Genomic DNA, 14,437 nt, shown 5'->3' on the forward strand with positions numbered 1-14,437 from the left:
GGTGGGGTGGTTTCGACGCGCCTGCTCGCCAGGGCTCGCAGAGCTGCTCAACCACCGGCTTTCGGCGCGCCCACCGCCGACGGCGGCTACAGGGCCTCGCTCACGCTCGACATGTTGAAGTCGGGGATGCGCAGGGCCGGGGTGGCGGTGCGGGAGAAGTAGTCGTCGCCCCACTCGCGGCTGAAGCTGGGCTGCGTGGCCGAGGCGGCGGAGAAGCGGCGCAGGAGGTCGACCGGGGACTCGTTGAAGCGGAAGTTGTTGACCGCGCCGGTGATCTCGCCGTTCTCGACGAGGTAGACGCCGTCGCGGGTGAGGCCGGTGAGCAGCAGGGTCTGGGGGTCGACGACGCGGATGTACCACAGGCAGGTCAGCAGCAGGCCGCGCTCGACGTCGCGCACCAGGTCCTCCCAGCCGCCGGTGGCTCCGTCGATCTCCAGCACGAGGTTGTCGATGCCGGGGGTGACCGAGAGCCCGCTCATGGCCGCGGAGTGGCGGGTGGTGATGAGCGAGGTCAGCACGCCGTCGTCGAGCCACGGGGTGCGGGTGAGGGGGAGGCCGTTGTCGAAGACGCTGGCGTTGCCCGAGGAGGAGGTGGCCACCTCGAAGGGCGCGCACTGCAGGGCCGGGTGGCCGGGGTCGGAGTACAGCCCGACGCCCTCGCGAGCGATCCGCTCGCCGACACGAGTGCCGCCGGTGCGCCCGGAGTAGACGGTCTGGCCCTCGAAGCTGTCGCGGCCGCCCATGGACCAGTACGCGTCGATCATCAGGTCGGCGACGGCTGCCGGCGGTAGGATGGTGTCGTAGCGACCGGCGGGGAGGTCGACGCGGCGCTCGGCCCAGCCCAGGCGGGTGACCAGGGTGTCGGCCATCGTGTGCGCGTCGACGTCGGCGAAGTCGCGGGTGGCCCCGCCCACCCAGGCGCTGGCGGTGAGGTCGGCGGTCTTGCCGGTGCAGCCGTAGTGGCCGGTCGGCTGCTCGTGCCGCAGCCGCAGTCCGGTGGAGGAGGCGAGGTAGGTGGTGCCGACGCCGTGGCTGACGAAGCCGTAGAGCACGCGGTTCTCGGCCTCGGCCCGGCCGAACTCCTCACCCAGCTCGCCCGCGAAGCCGGCGAAGACGTCGATCGAGGTCTGGCCGGGAGGCAGGTCCCAGTCGGCGGCGGCGTCGCCCTCCACCAGCGGGTTGCGGTCCTCGGCGGGCTCGGCCGCACGACAGGCGGCGTCGGCGGCCTCGACCAGGGCGGTGACCTGCTCGGTGGTGGCGGCGGTGCCCGAGACCGAGGCGGTGGCGCCCTCGCGGACGGCGACGACGGTGACGCCGACCTCGTGCATGACGCCGTTGGTGGTGAGCGTGTTGTTGGCCCAGCGCAGGTTGGTAGAGGTGGCATCGCCCACCACGACGACGCACTCCGGCGAGGTGGTGGTGGCCAGCGCGTGCTCGGCCAGTTCCTGGGGCGTGGCGTAGGCGGGCATCAGGCGGTCCCCTCCTCGGCGGTGTTGAGGATGCGGACGCCGCGGAACAGCGCGCTCGGGCAGCCGTGGCTGACGGCCGCGACCTGGCCCGGCTGGGCCTTGCCGCAGTTGAAGGCCCCGCCCAGGACGTAGGTCTGCGGCCCGCCGACCGCCTCCATCGAGCCCCAGAAGTCCGTGGTGGTGGCCTGGTAGGCGACGTCGCGCAGCTGGCCGGCGAGCCGGCCGTTCTCGATGCGGTAGAACCGCTGCCCGGTGAACTGGAAGTTGTAGCGCTGCATGTCGATCGACCACGACCGGTCGCCCACGACGTAGATCCCGCGCTCGACGTCGGCGATGAGCCCGTCGGTGCTCGGACCGTCGGGGTCGGGCTGCAGCGAGACGTTGGCCATCCGCTGGATCGGGATGTGGCCGGGGGAGTCGGCGTAGGCGCAGCCGTTGGAGCGACCGCCGTTGAGCTCGGCCCCGTAGTTGGCGGCCATCGGCCGGTCGAGCTGGTAGCCCACCAGCACGCCGTCGCGGACGATGTCCCAGGCCTGGGTGGCCACGCCCTCGTCGTCGTAGCCGATCGTGGCCAGGCCGTGCTCGGTGGTGCGGTCGCCGGTGACGTGCATGACCGGCGAGCCGTACTGCAGCGTGCCCAACCGGTCGAGGGTGGCGAAGGAGGTGCCGGCGTAGTTGGCCTCGTAGCCCAGGGCGCGGTCGAGCTCGGTGGCGTGGCCGATCGACTCGTGGATGGTCAGCCAGAGGTTCGAGGGGTCGACCACGAGGTCCCAGGTGCCGGGCTCGACCGACGGCGCGGCCAGCTTCTCGGCCAGCAGGCCGGGCAGCCGTTTGACCTCGTCGTCGAAGTCCCAGGCGTCGGGTCCCGCGACGTACTCCCAGCCGCGCCCGGCCGGCGGCGCGATGGAGGCCATCGAGTCGAAGGTGCCGCTCGCCGCGTCGGTGCCGTGCACCTCCAGGCCCGGCTGCAGCCGCACCCGCTGCTGGGTGGTCGTGGTGCCGGTGAGGTCGGCGTAGAACTTGTTCTCCTGCACCTGCTGCAAGAAGCCGCTGGCGTGGGAGACCTCGGGGGCCGCGACCAGCCGCGAGGTCCAGTGCCGGAACGCGTCGACCTTCTCGGCCAGGGGCACCTCGAGCGGGTTGACGTCGTAGGCCGAGCACCAGGCCGCTTCGCTGTAGACCGGCTCGGGCGCCAGCTCGATCGGGATGCGCGTCATCCGCGCCGCCACCTGCGCGACGCGCACCGCCTGCTCGGCCACGGTGATCGCGGAGTCGCGGCTGAGCACGACCCCGGAGGCGAAGCCCCAGGCGCCCTCGTGCAGCACCCGCACCGCGAAGCCGAGGTCCTGGCTGTCCTCGGCGCCCTCCAGGACGCCGTCGCGCACCGAGAAGTCCTGGTAGCGCACCCGCTCGAAGCGGAAGTCCGCGTGGGCGACGCCGAAGTCGCGGGCCCGGTTGAGGGCCGCCTCCGCCATCCGCCGGAAGGGCAGCGCGGTGAAGGTCGGGTCGATGCGTGCGGCCGGGTCCGCAGGCGTCAGCGACATGCGGGCGAGCCTAGACCGAGCTCCAGCCAGGACCCCTCACGGCCCTTGTGCACGCGCAGCTGGGCGGGGATCCGGGTCTGCAGCTCGGGCACGTGGCTCACCACGCCGACGACGCGACCGCCCGAGCGCAGCTCGTCGAGGGTGTCCATCACCAGCTCCAAGGTGTCGCCGTCGAGCGAGCCGAAGCCCTCGTCGACGAAGAGCGTGTCGAGCACGACGCCGCCGGCCTCGGCGCTCACGACGTCGGCCAGGCCGAGCGCCAGGGCCAAGGAGACCAGGAACGTCTCGCCGCCCGAAAGCGTGACCGGGTCGCGCAGCGCGTCGGTCCAGAGGTCCTGCACCAGCAGGCTCAGCCCGCCGCGCCGCTCGCCGACGCCGCGCCGTGCGGTGTGCTCGAGCAGGTAGCGGCCGCCGGTCATGGGCGTCAGTCGCTCGTTGGCCGCGGCCACGACCTGGCCCAGCCGGGCCGCCAGCACGTACGCCGAGAGTCGCACCTGGGCGGTGTTCTCGGGTCCCTTGCCCTCGGCCAGCTCGCTCAGCGACCGCACGACGGCGTAGTCCTCGCGCTCGGGGCGCCATGCCGCGAGCAGCTCGTGCAGCGCCGCGCCCTGCTCGACCAGCCGGGCGTGCTGTCGCGCGGCGACGTCGGCCGCGGTGGTGGCCCGGGCGTGCGCGACGGTGGCCTGGTGACGTCGCGCCTCGAGCCCGCCGACGTCGACGGGCGTCGCCTCGGCGGCCTCACGCACCTCCGGATCGGCCAGCGTGGCACTCACCGCCGCCTCGTCGCGGGCCCGGCGGGCGGCGGCCTGCTCCAGGTCGGCGACACCGTCCGGCTCGAGCTCGGCCCCCGCCGCCTCGACGACGTCGGCGAAACCCTGGGCACGCGCCACCTCGTCGGCGTGCGCGTCGGCTGCCTCGGCGTGGTCGAGCAGCTGGCGGTGGCGGGCCAGGGCGTCGCGCGCGGCGGCCAGCGAGCGTGCGGCCCGCTGTCCGCTGCGGGCGTGCTGCTGCACCGAGGCCACCACGTCGTCCTGGGCGGCCTCGCCCTGCAGCACCTCGGCCAGCTCGGCCAGCAGTCGCTCGACGACCCGCTCGGCCGTGGTGTGCTGCTCGACCGCGACGGCGAGGTCGGCCTCGGTGCGCCCGGCCTGCTCGCGGGTGGCCGCGAGGTCCTCGCGCAATGAGGCCACGGTCTGCTCGGACTCGGCCAGCCCGCCGCGGGCGTCCTCGGCACCGGCCAGCTCCACGCGGGCGACCTCCAGGGCCGAGACCGTCTCGGCCTCGGTGTGCTCGGCCAGCTCTTCGGTGATCGCGGTCAGCCGTCCGGTGTAGCTGCGGACCTGGTCGCGGTGGGTCTCCAGCAGCACCTCGGCGTCGTCGAGCGCCGACTGCGCTTGCTGCTCGGCGTCGTCGTCCGGGGCGCCGGCCGCCGGCACGGCCGGATGGGGGTGGTCGTGCGAGCCGCACACCGGACAGCTCGCACCGACGGCCATCGCCGAGGCGAGCTCGGCCGCCATGCCGAGCAGTCGCTCCTCGCGGACGTCGAGCAGCCGCTGGCGCAGGTCGAGCACGACCACCTGCTGCTGGTCGCGCCGGGCGGTGAAGTCCTCGACCTGGAACTGCAGCTCTGTCATCGTCGCGAACCGGGAGACCCGGCGGGCCAGGGCGATCAGCTGCTCGCGCACCGCCTGCTCGCGTGCGGCCAGGGCGGCCCGCTCGGTCAGTGACCGCTCCGCGAGCGCCACCTCGCCGGGCAGCGCGGCCGACCGCTCCGCCAAGGCGTCGCGGCGTGCGGTCAGCTGCCGCACACGGTGGCCGAGCTCGTCCAGCCGGGTCCGCACGTCGGCGAGCTCGCGGGCGCGGGGCACGAAGCCGTTGGCCAGGGCGGCGCGCTCGGCCGCGGCCACGGCACGACGGTCGAGGGTGGCGGGGTCGGGGGTCTCCTCGCCCGGGAGAGCGGTCACCTCGGCGAGCGCGCGGTCGAGGGTGGCCGCGGCGGAGGCCACCTGGTCGTGCGCACGTTCGGCGGCCCGCCGCGGCTCGGTGACCAGCGCGGCCCTGCGCGCGGCCGCGAGCCGGGCGGCGTCGCGACGGTGGGCGGCCAGGTCGGCGTCGAGCTCGGCCCGGCGGCGGGTGGCGACGGCGTGGCGCTCGCGCAGCCCGGCGATCCGACGCCCGGCCGACTCGGCGGCCACCGCCGCGTCGAGGTCGGCGGTGGCGCCGACCAGGTCGGCGGCGGTGAGCGTCGTTCGCTCCGCGGCGGCGGCGTCGAGCCCGGCGAGCCATACGTCCACCTCGCGCTCGTCGACCGCGAGGCCGAGGTCGTCCCACGCGGGCAGCGGGCTGGCGGTGGTCTCGCTGACGCGGTGGAGCAGCCCTGCCACCTGCGCCTGCCGCGCCTCACCGGAGCGACGCAGCGTCGCGCGGCGCTCGGCCAGCCAGCGCTCGACCTCCTCGAACCGGTGCGTCCGGAACAGCCGCGTCAGCACGCGCTGGCGGTCCTCCGACGACGCGCGCAGGAAGGTGTCGAACTGGCCCTGCGGCAGCATCGCGACCTGGGTGAACTGGGGCAGCGTCATGCCGAGCAGGTCGCCCACCAGCGCACCGGCCTCGTCGAGCCGCGTGGCCCGCGCGACCCAGCGCCCCGCGACGTGCTCCTCCACCAGGGCCGACGGCTGCTCGGTGGTGGTGCCCGCGCCGCGCTTCTTCGGTCGCTGCCAGGCGGGAGAGCGGGTGAACCTCAGCCGCCGCTCGCCGACGCTGGCCTCCAGCACCACCCGCGGCGCGACGCCCTCGGCGGCGAAGTGGCTGCGCAGCGACCTGGCCCGGCCGCGGTCGGTGGGCACGTCGCCGTAGAGCGCGAAGCAGACGGCGTCGAGCACCATCGTCTTGCCGGCGCCGATGTCGCCGCAGAGCAGGAACACCTGCGCCTGGCCGAGGGCGTCCAGGTCGACCTCGACCGTGCCGGCGAACGGCCCGAAGGCGGTGATCTGGAGGGAGTGCAGCCTCACTCAGACCTCCCGTGCCACGTGCTCGCAGGCGGCCAGCAGCAGCGCGGACTCGGCCTCGTCGGCCACACGGCCACGGACCTCGTGCACGAAGTCGAGCGCGATCTCGTGGTCGGAGCGACCGGGGGCGAAACGTGCCGAAGGCAGCGCCGGCGTGCTCGGCGAGCTCGGCTCGAAGGCCAGCGAGAGCAGGTGCGGGAACCGGCGCTGCAGGCGCGGGAGCGCTCCTGGCGGGCGGACGTCGTCGGTGAGGCTGGCCTGCACCCAGGCGCCCTCGGCGCCGGCGTGCCGCGGCGAGGTGAGCAGCTCCTCCAACGTCCCCCGCAGCCGGGCCAGCGGGCGGGGCACCGGAGCCGCGACGAACTCGGCGCCGCTCATACCGGAGGGACCGAGATCGACGAGCCAGCAGCCCTTGGTGTGGCCGGCCTCGGAGAAGGAGTAGGCCAGCGGCGAGCCGGAGTAGCGCACGGTCTCGCTCAGGGTGTGGCGGCCGTGCAGGTGGCCCAGCGCGACGTAGTCGGCGCCCGCGAAGGTGGCCAGCGGCACCAGCTGCACACCGCCGACCGAGATGTCGCGCTCGGACTCGCTGGGCGCCAGGTCGGCCGCAGCATCGGCGACGAAGGCGTGGGCGAGCACCACCGACCGGGCGGTGCGGGTGGCCAGATCGGCGCGCACCCGTTCCATCGCGACCACGAGCGCCGCGGCGTGGCTGCGGGCGGACAGCTGCCAGGGCTCGCGCAGGTGGTCGGGCTCGAGGTAGGGGATGCCGTGGACGGCCACCTCGCCGTGCTCGTCGTGCAGCAGCACTGGCACGCCGACGCCGTCGCTGTGCGTGCGCAGGTGCACCCCGGCCTGGTCGATCAGCCGCGAGGCGAACCCCAGCCGGAGCGCGGAGTCGTGGTTGCCGCTGGTGACGACCACCTCGGCGCGCGAGTCGGCCAGCCGCACCAGCGCGTCCTCGAACAGCTCCACCGCCTCCACCGGCGGCAGGGCGCGGTCGTAGACGTCGCCGCTGAGGACCACCAGGTCGACCCGCTCGGACTCGACCACCTCCAGCAGGTGGTCGACGAACGCAGCCTGGTGGGTGAGCATCCCGACCCCGAGGAACGACCGGCCCAGGTGCCAGTCGGAGGTGTGGAGGAGGCGCACGGGTTCACGCTAGGGAAGCCCACCGACGAAAGCCCGACCGCCACGCTCGGCCGACCGGTCAAATCGAGCCCGTGTAGACGACCGCGCGACCCTGGCGCACCCAGCCCAGCATCGGCAGCCCCGCCCGGTCGGCGAGGTCGACGGCCAGCGACGTCGGCGCCCCGACCGCCACCAGCGCACCGACGCCCGCGGCCACCGCCTTCTGCACGATCTCGAAGCCGATCCGGCCGCTGACGGTGAGCAGCCGGCCGGTGGTCGGCTCGTCGGCGAGCAGGCGCGCCCCGGTGACCTTGTCGACGGCGTTGTGGCGGCCGACGTCCTCGCGCAGCACGAGCAGCCGGCCGTCGGCGTCGAAGAGGGCCGCGGCGTGGAGACCCCCGGTGCGGTCGAAGAGCCGTTGCTGCTCGCGCATCGCGTCGGGGAGCCGGCGCAGCAGCTGGTCGTCGAGGTCGAGGCGGGGTGCTCGCGCCGGGCCGACGGCCGCGAAGACCTCCTCGATGCTCTGCGTCCCGCACACCCCGCACGCCGAGGAGGCCGCGGTGATGCCGGGATAGCGGGCTCCGGGGTCGCGCCGGGCCTCGCGCCGCAGGGTCGCGGTGACGACGTTGAGCTCCTGCTCCGGAGCGAGCGCGACGTCGGTGCAGTAGGCCACCTGGGCCAGGTCGTCGTGCTCGGCGACGACCCCCTCGTGGCGCAGCCAGCCGGCCGCCAACTCGAAGTCGTGGCCGGGGGTGCGCATGGTGACGCTGACCCGCCGCACCTCGACGCCCGGCTCGGCCAGCCGGATCTCCAGCGGCTCCTCGGTGACCACGCGGTCCTCATGGCGCGTACGCCGCTCGCCGTCGAGCTCGGTCACGCGGACCCGCACGCTCGGTCCGGGTCGGGTCGAGGTCATGGCTCCAGGTTAGGCAGCAGGTGAGACAGCGTCACCCGGAAGCGGGCGCCGCCGACGGGTGCGTCCTGGCAGACCAGCTCCCCGCCGTGGGCGCGGACGATGCCGCGCGCGATCGGCAGACCCAGCCCGGCGCCACCGGCGTGCCGCGATCGGGCGTCGTCCAGGCGCACCAGCCGCTCGAAGATCCGTTCGCGGTCCTCGGCCGGCACCCCGGACCCGTCGTCGTCGACGTCGACGACCACGTCGTCCGGTGCATCGGCGCGCACCGTGACCGAGACGGTGCCGGCCCCGGCGTGCAGCGCGTTGTCGACCAGGTTGCCCAGCACCTGGGTCAGCCGGTCCGGGTCGCCGCGCACCTCGACGTCGTCGCCGCTCACCTCGAGTCGGGCGGCCGGATGACGTGCGAGGGCGTCCTGCACCACCTGCTCGGCCAGCGGCCGCAGCGCGACTGGACGCGGCTCGAGCTGGAGGCCCTCGTCGATCCTGGCCATCAGCAGCATGTCCTCGACCAGCCGCGTCGCGCGACCGCTCTCGCGCAGCAGCGCGAGCAGCGTCGCCTCACGCTCGGTGCGCGGCGGGTCCTCGCGCAGCAGCAGCTCGCCCGAGGCCTGGATGCCGGTCAGCGGGGTGCGCAGCTCGTGCGCGACGTCGGAGAGGAACGCCCGGAGCCGGTCCTCTGAGTCCAGCGCCCGCCGCTCGGCGCCGACGACGTCGTCGAGCATCGCGTCGAAGGCCACCGCGGTGCGTCCCAGCTCGGTGCCCGGCTGTCGCGGTCGCAGCCGCCGGTCGCGGTCGCCGTGGCCGATCGACCGTGCGACGTCGGTGAAGGTGCGCAGCGGCGCGATCGCGCGCGAGACCACCAGCGGCACGGCGACCGCCGCCACCAGCAGCACGAGCGCGGCGGCCAGCCACAGCACCAGCCGCACCTGACGCAGGGTGGCGGCGGTGTCGCGGGTGTCGACGCTGAGCACCAGCGCGCTGCCATCGGTCAGCGTGTGCCGGATGACCAGCTCGCTGCCGCGTCGCGTGACGTCCTGCGTCGTGGCCGCCACCCCCGCCACCGGGCTCGGACGCGCGGCCGGCGGCGAGGCGGTGGGTCGGCTCCCCGGCGGCGGCGGACCCTCGGCGTACGTCTTCCCCGAGGCGGTGGTCAGCGCGACCGACACCCCGTCGCCGCTGAGCCGCCGGCTCAGGTCGCGGCCGCTGAGCCGGTCGACGAGCGCGTCGGCCACCACGGCACGGTCGACCAGCCGCTGTCGCAGCTGGTTCTCCAGCCGGCTGCGCAGCACCACCTCGCTGACCGCCACGAGCGTCACCAGCATCGCCGCGATGAGGACCAGCACCACCAGCGTCACCCGGCGCCGCAGCGACGGCGTACGCAGCGGCTCAGCCACCGGTGCTCCGGGCGTGCGCGGGCGTGCGCAGCACGTAGCCCAGGCCGCGCTCGGTGTGCACCAGCCGCTCGCCGTGCGCCTCGAGCTTGCGGCGCAGCGCGCTGATGTGGACCTGCACCAGGTTGTCGGCGTAGTCGTCGTAGCCCCACACCTGCGTCAGGATCTGCGCCGTCGAGAGCACCTGGTCGCGGTGGGCGGCCAGGTGGGTCAGCAGCCGGAACTCGGTGGCGGTCAACGCCACGCGCTCGCCGCCGCGCGTCACCGCGCCCGCCGCCTCGTCGATGACCAGGTCGTCGACCTCCACCCGTGCCGGGATGCTGCCAAGCCGACGCAGCACGGCCCGGATCCGCGCCACCAGCTCCTCGGTGACGAACGGCTTGGCCACGTAGTCGTCGACGCCGACGTCGAAGCCGCGCAGCCGGTCGGTCACCGACTCGCGCGCGGTGAGCATGACGATCCCGGCCGCGCTGCGGCGCCGGACCACCGTGACCAGGGCCGGTCCGTCGCGTCCGGGCAGCATCCAGTCGAGCACCACCAGGGCCGGCGCGAAGCGCTCCAGCGCCGCCTCGAGCGAGTCGCCGTCGGGCAGCGCCAGCACCTCGAAGCCGCGGGCCCGCAGGGCGGCGGCCAGTGACGTGCGGATCGACTCGTCGTCCTCGACGAGCAGCAGGCGGGCGGTGGCACTCACTCCACGAGCATGCCGGGCGCGTCTGAAGACCACCTGAAGAAGTCGCCTGCGCGCTGGGCGGATTGAGGTCGTCTTCAGGTCCGGCGCACAGGGTCGGAGACGTCCCCACAGGAAGGAAGCCCATGAACGACGACACCCAGCCCATGCGCCCCATCGGCCCCGCACCCGACGACCGGCCCGACGACACCACGGTGCTGCCCCGACGTCGCACCCCCCGGCGTCGCACCCTGGCGCTCGGCACCGGGGCCGCCGTGGCGGTGGGCGCCGTGGTGGCGTTCGCCGTCCCGGCCCTGGCCGGTGGCGCGAGCGGCGCCACCAGCTCGGTGGCCGGCAGCGGCACCGCCGCTGCGTCCGACTCCGCCTCGAGCTCCGCGTCGGGGTCGGCGAGCAGCTGCCCGAAGCCGAAGGCGGGGGAGAAGGCCCCGACGCCGCCCAGCGGAGCGCCCTCGCCCAAGGCGGGCGAGAAGGCGCCCACTCCGCCGAGCGGGGCGCCCTCGCCGAGGGCCGGTGAGAAGGCCCCGACGCCGCCGAGTGGCGCGCCCTCGCCCAAGGCCGGTGAGAAGGCGCCGAAGCCGCCGAGCGGCGGACCGAAGGCGGGGTGCGCTCCGGCACCGCGGGCCGGCTGCGGACCCGCGGCCGCACCGTCGGCCAGCCCCAGCAAGGGCTCCGACGACAGCTCCGGCAGCAGCTCCGACAGCGAGGGCTAGCCGGACGTCATACGTCCTGGTCGCTCGGGCGACCAGGGGGTATGACGCTGGAACCGCCGCGCGACCGGGTGCGTCCCACCGGCATGAGGATCGACGCAGCGAGGAACGCACCGAGGTACACGGCGCTGTCCGCGGCCCTGGCCACGACACTGCTCGCCGTCGGCGCCTGCGGCGCCCGACCGGCCTCGGAGTCCGCGGCCTCCTCGTCGTCGACCGCCCCGAAGGCCTCCCCGAGCGCGGAGCTCTGCGTCGGCGCCATCAGCAAGACCGGGACCGCCGATCTCGACGGCGACGGGAAGCCCGACCAGGTGAACTTCCAGGCCGCGAGCGGGAAGTGCCAGGCGCAGCTGGTGGCCGCGGACCTGAAGACCGCCACCGACGTCGGCTCGCTGCAGCCCACGTCGATCAAGCCGCTCACCGTGCCCGGGCGGACGGGCCAGCTGGTCATCGTCCGCGAGACGCACCCGCGGGGCGGCTACCAGGACCACCTCTACGGCTACGCCGACGGCAAGCTGGTCGAGCTGAAGGTCGACGGCCGCACGCTGCTGCCCTTCGTCGCCACCGACACCACCGACCCGGCCGCCGGCTACAAGCTGCAGTGCGCCGACGGCACCATCACCGTCATCCGGGCGGTGGCCCACAAGCCCGTCGGCATCGCGCCGGCCTACGACATCGTGTCCACGACCTACGCCGTCGACGGCACCGTCTTGAAGGTCGCCGGTCAGCGCGAGCTCAAGGACAACGTGCTGCACAACGACCTCGGTCAGGACTTCCCCGACATCCCGCAGCACCAGCTGCTCAGCTCCGGCTGCGCCTGACGTCGTCGGTGGTGCGAGGCCGGTCCAGGGCGAACACCTCGGGCGGGCGGCCCCACTCGTTGCGGCCGAGCCGTGAGAGCGGACGCAGCTCGTCCATCATCGGGTGGTCGCCGTCGAGCGCGGCGTCGTCGACGGTGACGGCCAGCACCTGGCCGATCACCACGGCGCTGCTGCCCACCGGCACCACCTCGAGCAGCCGGCACTCCAGCGACGCCGGGGAGTCGGCGACCCGGGGTGGCGCGACCATCTCCGAGGCCGCCAGCGCGATGCCGAGCTCGCCGGCCTCGTCCACGCCGGGCTCGAAAGGCGCACTGGAGTCGTTGACGAGGTCGAGCAGGTCGGCGGAGGCGATGCTCACCACGAACTCGCCGGTCGCGCGGACGTTGCGCAGCGTGTCCTTCTCGCCGACCGAGGTGAACATCAGCGCCGGCGGATCGGCGCTGGCCACGGAGAAGAACGAGTGGGGCGCGAGGTTGCCGCGTCCCTCGGCGTCCAGCGTGCTGACCCAGGCGATGGGTCGCGGGACGACCAGGGAGTTCAGCAGCGGGTAGGCGTCGACGTCGTCGTCGGCCAGGTCGAACACGCGGCGCGCCATGTCGCTCAGGATAGGTGGCGCTGCCGAGCCGCTTCGTAGAGGAGCACGGTGGCGGCGTTGGCCGCGTTCAGCGACGACGCCGAGCCCCGGATGGGGATGCGCAGCACGTGGTCGCACCGCTCGCGCCAGGCCGCGCTCATGCCGCGGGTCTCGTTGCCGACGACCAGCAGCACCGGTCCGGTCAGGTCCGCCGCGTGGAGGTCCAGGTCGCCGGTCTCGTCGCTGCCGAGCACGGTGACGCGGTCGCCGATTGCGTCGAGCACGTCGTCGGGTCGCTCGCTGCGCACCACCGGCAGCGAGAACAGCGACCCGGTGCTGGCGCGCACCGCCTGCGGGTCGTAGGGGTCGGCCGCGTGGCCGGCGACGACGACGCCGTGGGCACCGAAGGCGTCGGCCGAGCGGACCACGGAACCCAGGTTCCCGGGGGAGGAGGGCCGGTCGAGGCAGACCGCGAAGAGGTCGGGCACGTCGGGCGGCAGCTGCTCGTCGCGGGTGGCCACCACCGCGACCACCTCGGCGTCCTTGCCGGCCAGCTCGGCGAGCAGGTCGGCGGAGAGCCCGACCGCCTCGTGGCGCCCGACCAGAGCCCGGGCCCAGTCCGAGAGCCGGCGGTCGGCGTCGTAGAGCACGGTCCGCACCTGCCAGTCGTGCTCCTCGGCGAGGGTGATCGGCCGGACGCCCTGCACCAGGAAGGCGCCCTCGCGGTGGCGCTTGGTGCGGTTGGTCAGCAGCGCCTGCCACTGCTGGAACTGGGCGTTGGGCCTGGTCACACGCACCGGACCAGTCTGCCCGTCGCGAGGATGCGTAGACATTGCCCAGCTTCTTGTGGTCTGCGCCACATGGACGCCGTACGCTCGCGGCGTGAGTACCGGGCAGCTGGCGATGCCTCCGGGGACCGACCCCCAGGAGCTCAGCCGCCTGCTCGCGCTCGCCCACGACGCGTTCGTGGACTGCGGCGACCCGGGGAGCGCCGTGCGCCAGCTCGTGCTGGACTCCTGGCGCCGCAGCGTCGCCTCCGGTCTTGACCCCGAGCTCGCCCAGGCGCCGATCCGGCTCGACGACGAGGAGCTGGCCGCGATCCGCGAGGCGCACCCGCTGACCAGCGTGATGCCGGTGATCCGGCGGCTGCTGGTCGAGAGCGCCGCCGACGCAGGGCTGCTGGTGGCGGTCAGCGACGCCGCCGGGCAGCTGCTCTACGTCGAGGGCTCCTCCTCGCTGCGCTCGCGGGCGGAGTCGATGAACTTCCTGCCCGGCGCCGACTGGAGCGAGGCCGTGGCCGGTACCAACGCGCCGGGCACCGCGCTCGCGCTGGAGCGCCCGGTGCAGATCTTCGCCGGCGAGCACCTCTCACGACAGGTCACGCCGTGGAGCTGCTCGGCCGCGCCGATCCACGACCCCGACAGCCGCGCGATGCTGGGCGTCCTCGACGTGACCGGCAGCGCCGAGGTGGCGACGCCGTACGCCCTGCAGCTGGTGCGCGCCACGGCCGCAGCAGCCGAGGCGGAGCTGCGGATCGCGCGCCTGTCCGGCGCACGCGCCCACGTGGCCGTCAGTCCGGGCTGGAGCGCTCCACGGCTCGGCGTGCTGGGTCGCAACGCCGCCGTGGTGGAGCACAGCGGCAGCACCAGCCGGCTCTCGCTGCGGCACAGCGAGGTGCTGCTGGTGCTCGCGGGCGCGCGCGACGGGCTCAGCACGGCCCAGCTCGCCCTGGCGCTGAGCGAGGACGACCAGGCGGCCGTCACCGTGCGGGCCGAGGTGTCGCGGCTGCGCCAGATCCTGGCCGGGCTCACGGGCGGGCCCGAGCTGGCCTCGCGGCCCTACCGCCTCACCGCGGCGCTGCCCACCGACGTCGAGGAGGTGCGCTCGGCGCTGCGCGCGGGGCAGCTGCGCCGCGCGGTCGCGGCGTACCCGGGACCGGTGCTGCCGTCGTCGGTCGCGCCGGGTGTGGTGGAGATCCGCGACGCGCTGCACGCCGAGGTGCGCTCGGCGGTGCTCGCCGCCACCGACGCCGACGCCGTGCTCTCCTTCGCCGACACCGGCCACGGCCGCGACGACTACGAGGTCTGGCAGCACGCGCTGCAGGTGCTGCCGGCCTCCTCGCCGCGCTACGCGCAGGTGAGCGGGCACGTGGAGCGGCTCGACCTCGAGCTGGGGTAGCGGGCCCTCACAG

Annotated in this window: 12 protein-coding genes; 3 read left to right on the top strand and 9 right to left on the bottom strand. The window is 74.6% G+C overall.

What is annotated here, in order from left to right; genetic code table 11:
* Positions 1-86 precede the first annotated feature (86 nt).
* The 7 genes from D9V37_RS13015 to D9V37_RS13045 are packed head-to-tail and all read right to left on the bottom strand — an operon-like array spanning position 87 to position 10,147.
* Positions 87-1,469 carry a TldD/PmbA family protein gene (locus D9V37_RS13015; protein WP_121806618.1) on the bottom strand — a complete coding sequence of 461 codons (1,383 nt, stop codon included), beginning with the start codon at positions 1,467-1,469 and terminating at the stop codon, positions 87-89.
* Complete coding sequence (locus D9V37_RS13020) at positions 1,469-3,013, bottom strand: TldD/PmbA family protein (RefSeq protein WP_121806619.1); 1,545 nt, start codon at positions 3,011-3,013, stop codon at positions 1,469-1,471. The genes D9V37_RS13015 and D9V37_RS13020 overlap by 1 nt, the downstream gene beginning before the upstream one ends.
* On the bottom strand, positions 3,004-6,024 hold the full coding sequence (locus D9V37_RS13025; RefSeq protein ID WP_121806620.1) for an AAA family ATPase: 3,021 nt from the start codon (positions 6,022-6,024) through the stop codon (positions 3,004-3,006). The genes D9V37_RS13020 and D9V37_RS13025 overlap by 10 nt, the downstream gene beginning before the upstream one ends.
* Positions 6,025-7,170, bottom strand: a complete 1,146-nt coding sequence (locus D9V37_RS13030; RefSeq protein WP_121806621.1) for an exonuclease SbcCD subunit D — start codon at positions 7,168-7,170, stop codon at positions 6,025-6,027.
* Positions 7,171-7,228: 58 nt separating this feature from the next.
* A complete protein-coding gene (fdhD, locus tag D9V37_RS13035; protein ID WP_121806622.1) occupies positions 7,229-8,065 on the bottom strand; it encodes a formate dehydrogenase accessory sulfurtransferase FdhD in 837 nt (278 codons plus the stop codon).
* Positions 8,062-9,459 (bottom strand): sensor histidine kinase, encoded by a 1,398-nt coding sequence (locus D9V37_RS13040; RefSeq protein WP_198412534.1) that lies wholly within the window; start codon positions 9,457-9,459, stop codon positions 8,062-8,064. The genes fdhD and D9V37_RS13040 overlap by 4 nt, the downstream gene beginning before the upstream one ends.
* Complete coding sequence (locus tag D9V37_RS13045; protein ID WP_121806623.1) at positions 9,452-10,147, bottom strand: response regulator transcription factor; 696 nt, start codon at positions 10,145-10,147, stop codon at positions 9,452-9,454. The genes D9V37_RS13040 and D9V37_RS13045 overlap by 8 nt, the downstream gene beginning before the upstream one ends.
* 122 nt (positions 10,148-10,269) lie before the next feature.
* On the opposite strand from D9V37_RS13045, the gene D9V37_RS13050 reads away from it, so the two are divergent.
* Both D9V37_RS13050 and D9V37_RS13055 read left to right on the top strand, forming a co-directional pair.
* Entirely contained in the window at positions 10,270-10,854 is a 585-nt protein-coding gene (locus D9V37_RS13050; protein ID WP_121806624.1) for a hypothetical protein, read from the top strand.
* 41 nt (positions 10,855-10,895) lie between these two features.
* Positions 10,896-11,672, top strand: coding sequence for a hypothetical protein (locus tag D9V37_RS13055; protein WP_121806625.1), 777 nt, complete (start codon positions 10,896-10,898; stop codon positions 11,670-11,672).
* On the opposite strand, the gene D9V37_RS13060 is transcribed toward D9V37_RS13055, so the two are convergent.
* Both D9V37_RS13060 and D9V37_RS13065 read right to left on the bottom strand, forming a co-directional pair.
* On the bottom strand, positions 11,653-12,267 hold the full coding sequence (locus D9V37_RS13060; RefSeq protein ID WP_121806626.1) for a flavin reductase family protein: 615 nt from the start codon (positions 12,265-12,267) through the stop codon (positions 11,653-11,655). The two genes, D9V37_RS13055 and D9V37_RS13060, sit on opposite strands and share 20 nt — an antisense overlap.
* Positions 12,268-12,272: 5 nt before the next feature.
* Positions 12,273-13,043 carry a TrmH family RNA methyltransferase gene (locus D9V37_RS13065; protein ID WP_232524904.1) on the bottom strand — a complete coding sequence of 257 codons (771 nt, stop codon included), beginning with the start codon at positions 13,041-13,043 and terminating at the stop codon, positions 12,273-12,275.
* An 85-nt stretch (positions 13,044-13,128) separates the two neighbouring features.
* Between D9V37_RS13065 and D9V37_RS13070 the strand changes: the two genes are divergently transcribed.
* The gene (locus D9V37_RS13070) at positions 13,129-14,424 is read left to right on the top strand and encodes a GAF domain-containing protein (protein ID WP_232524905.1); all 1,296 of its coding nucleotides are present in this window, start codon (positions 13,129-13,131) and stop codon (positions 14,422-14,424) included.
* Positions 14,425-14,437 lie beyond the last annotated feature (13 nt).

Origin of the sequence: Nocardioides mangrovicus (assembly GCF_003674065.1) — a bacterium.
GTDB classification, from domain to species: Bacteria; Actinomycetota; Actinomycetes; order Propionibacteriales; family Nocardioidaceae; genus Marmoricola; species Marmoricola mangrovicus.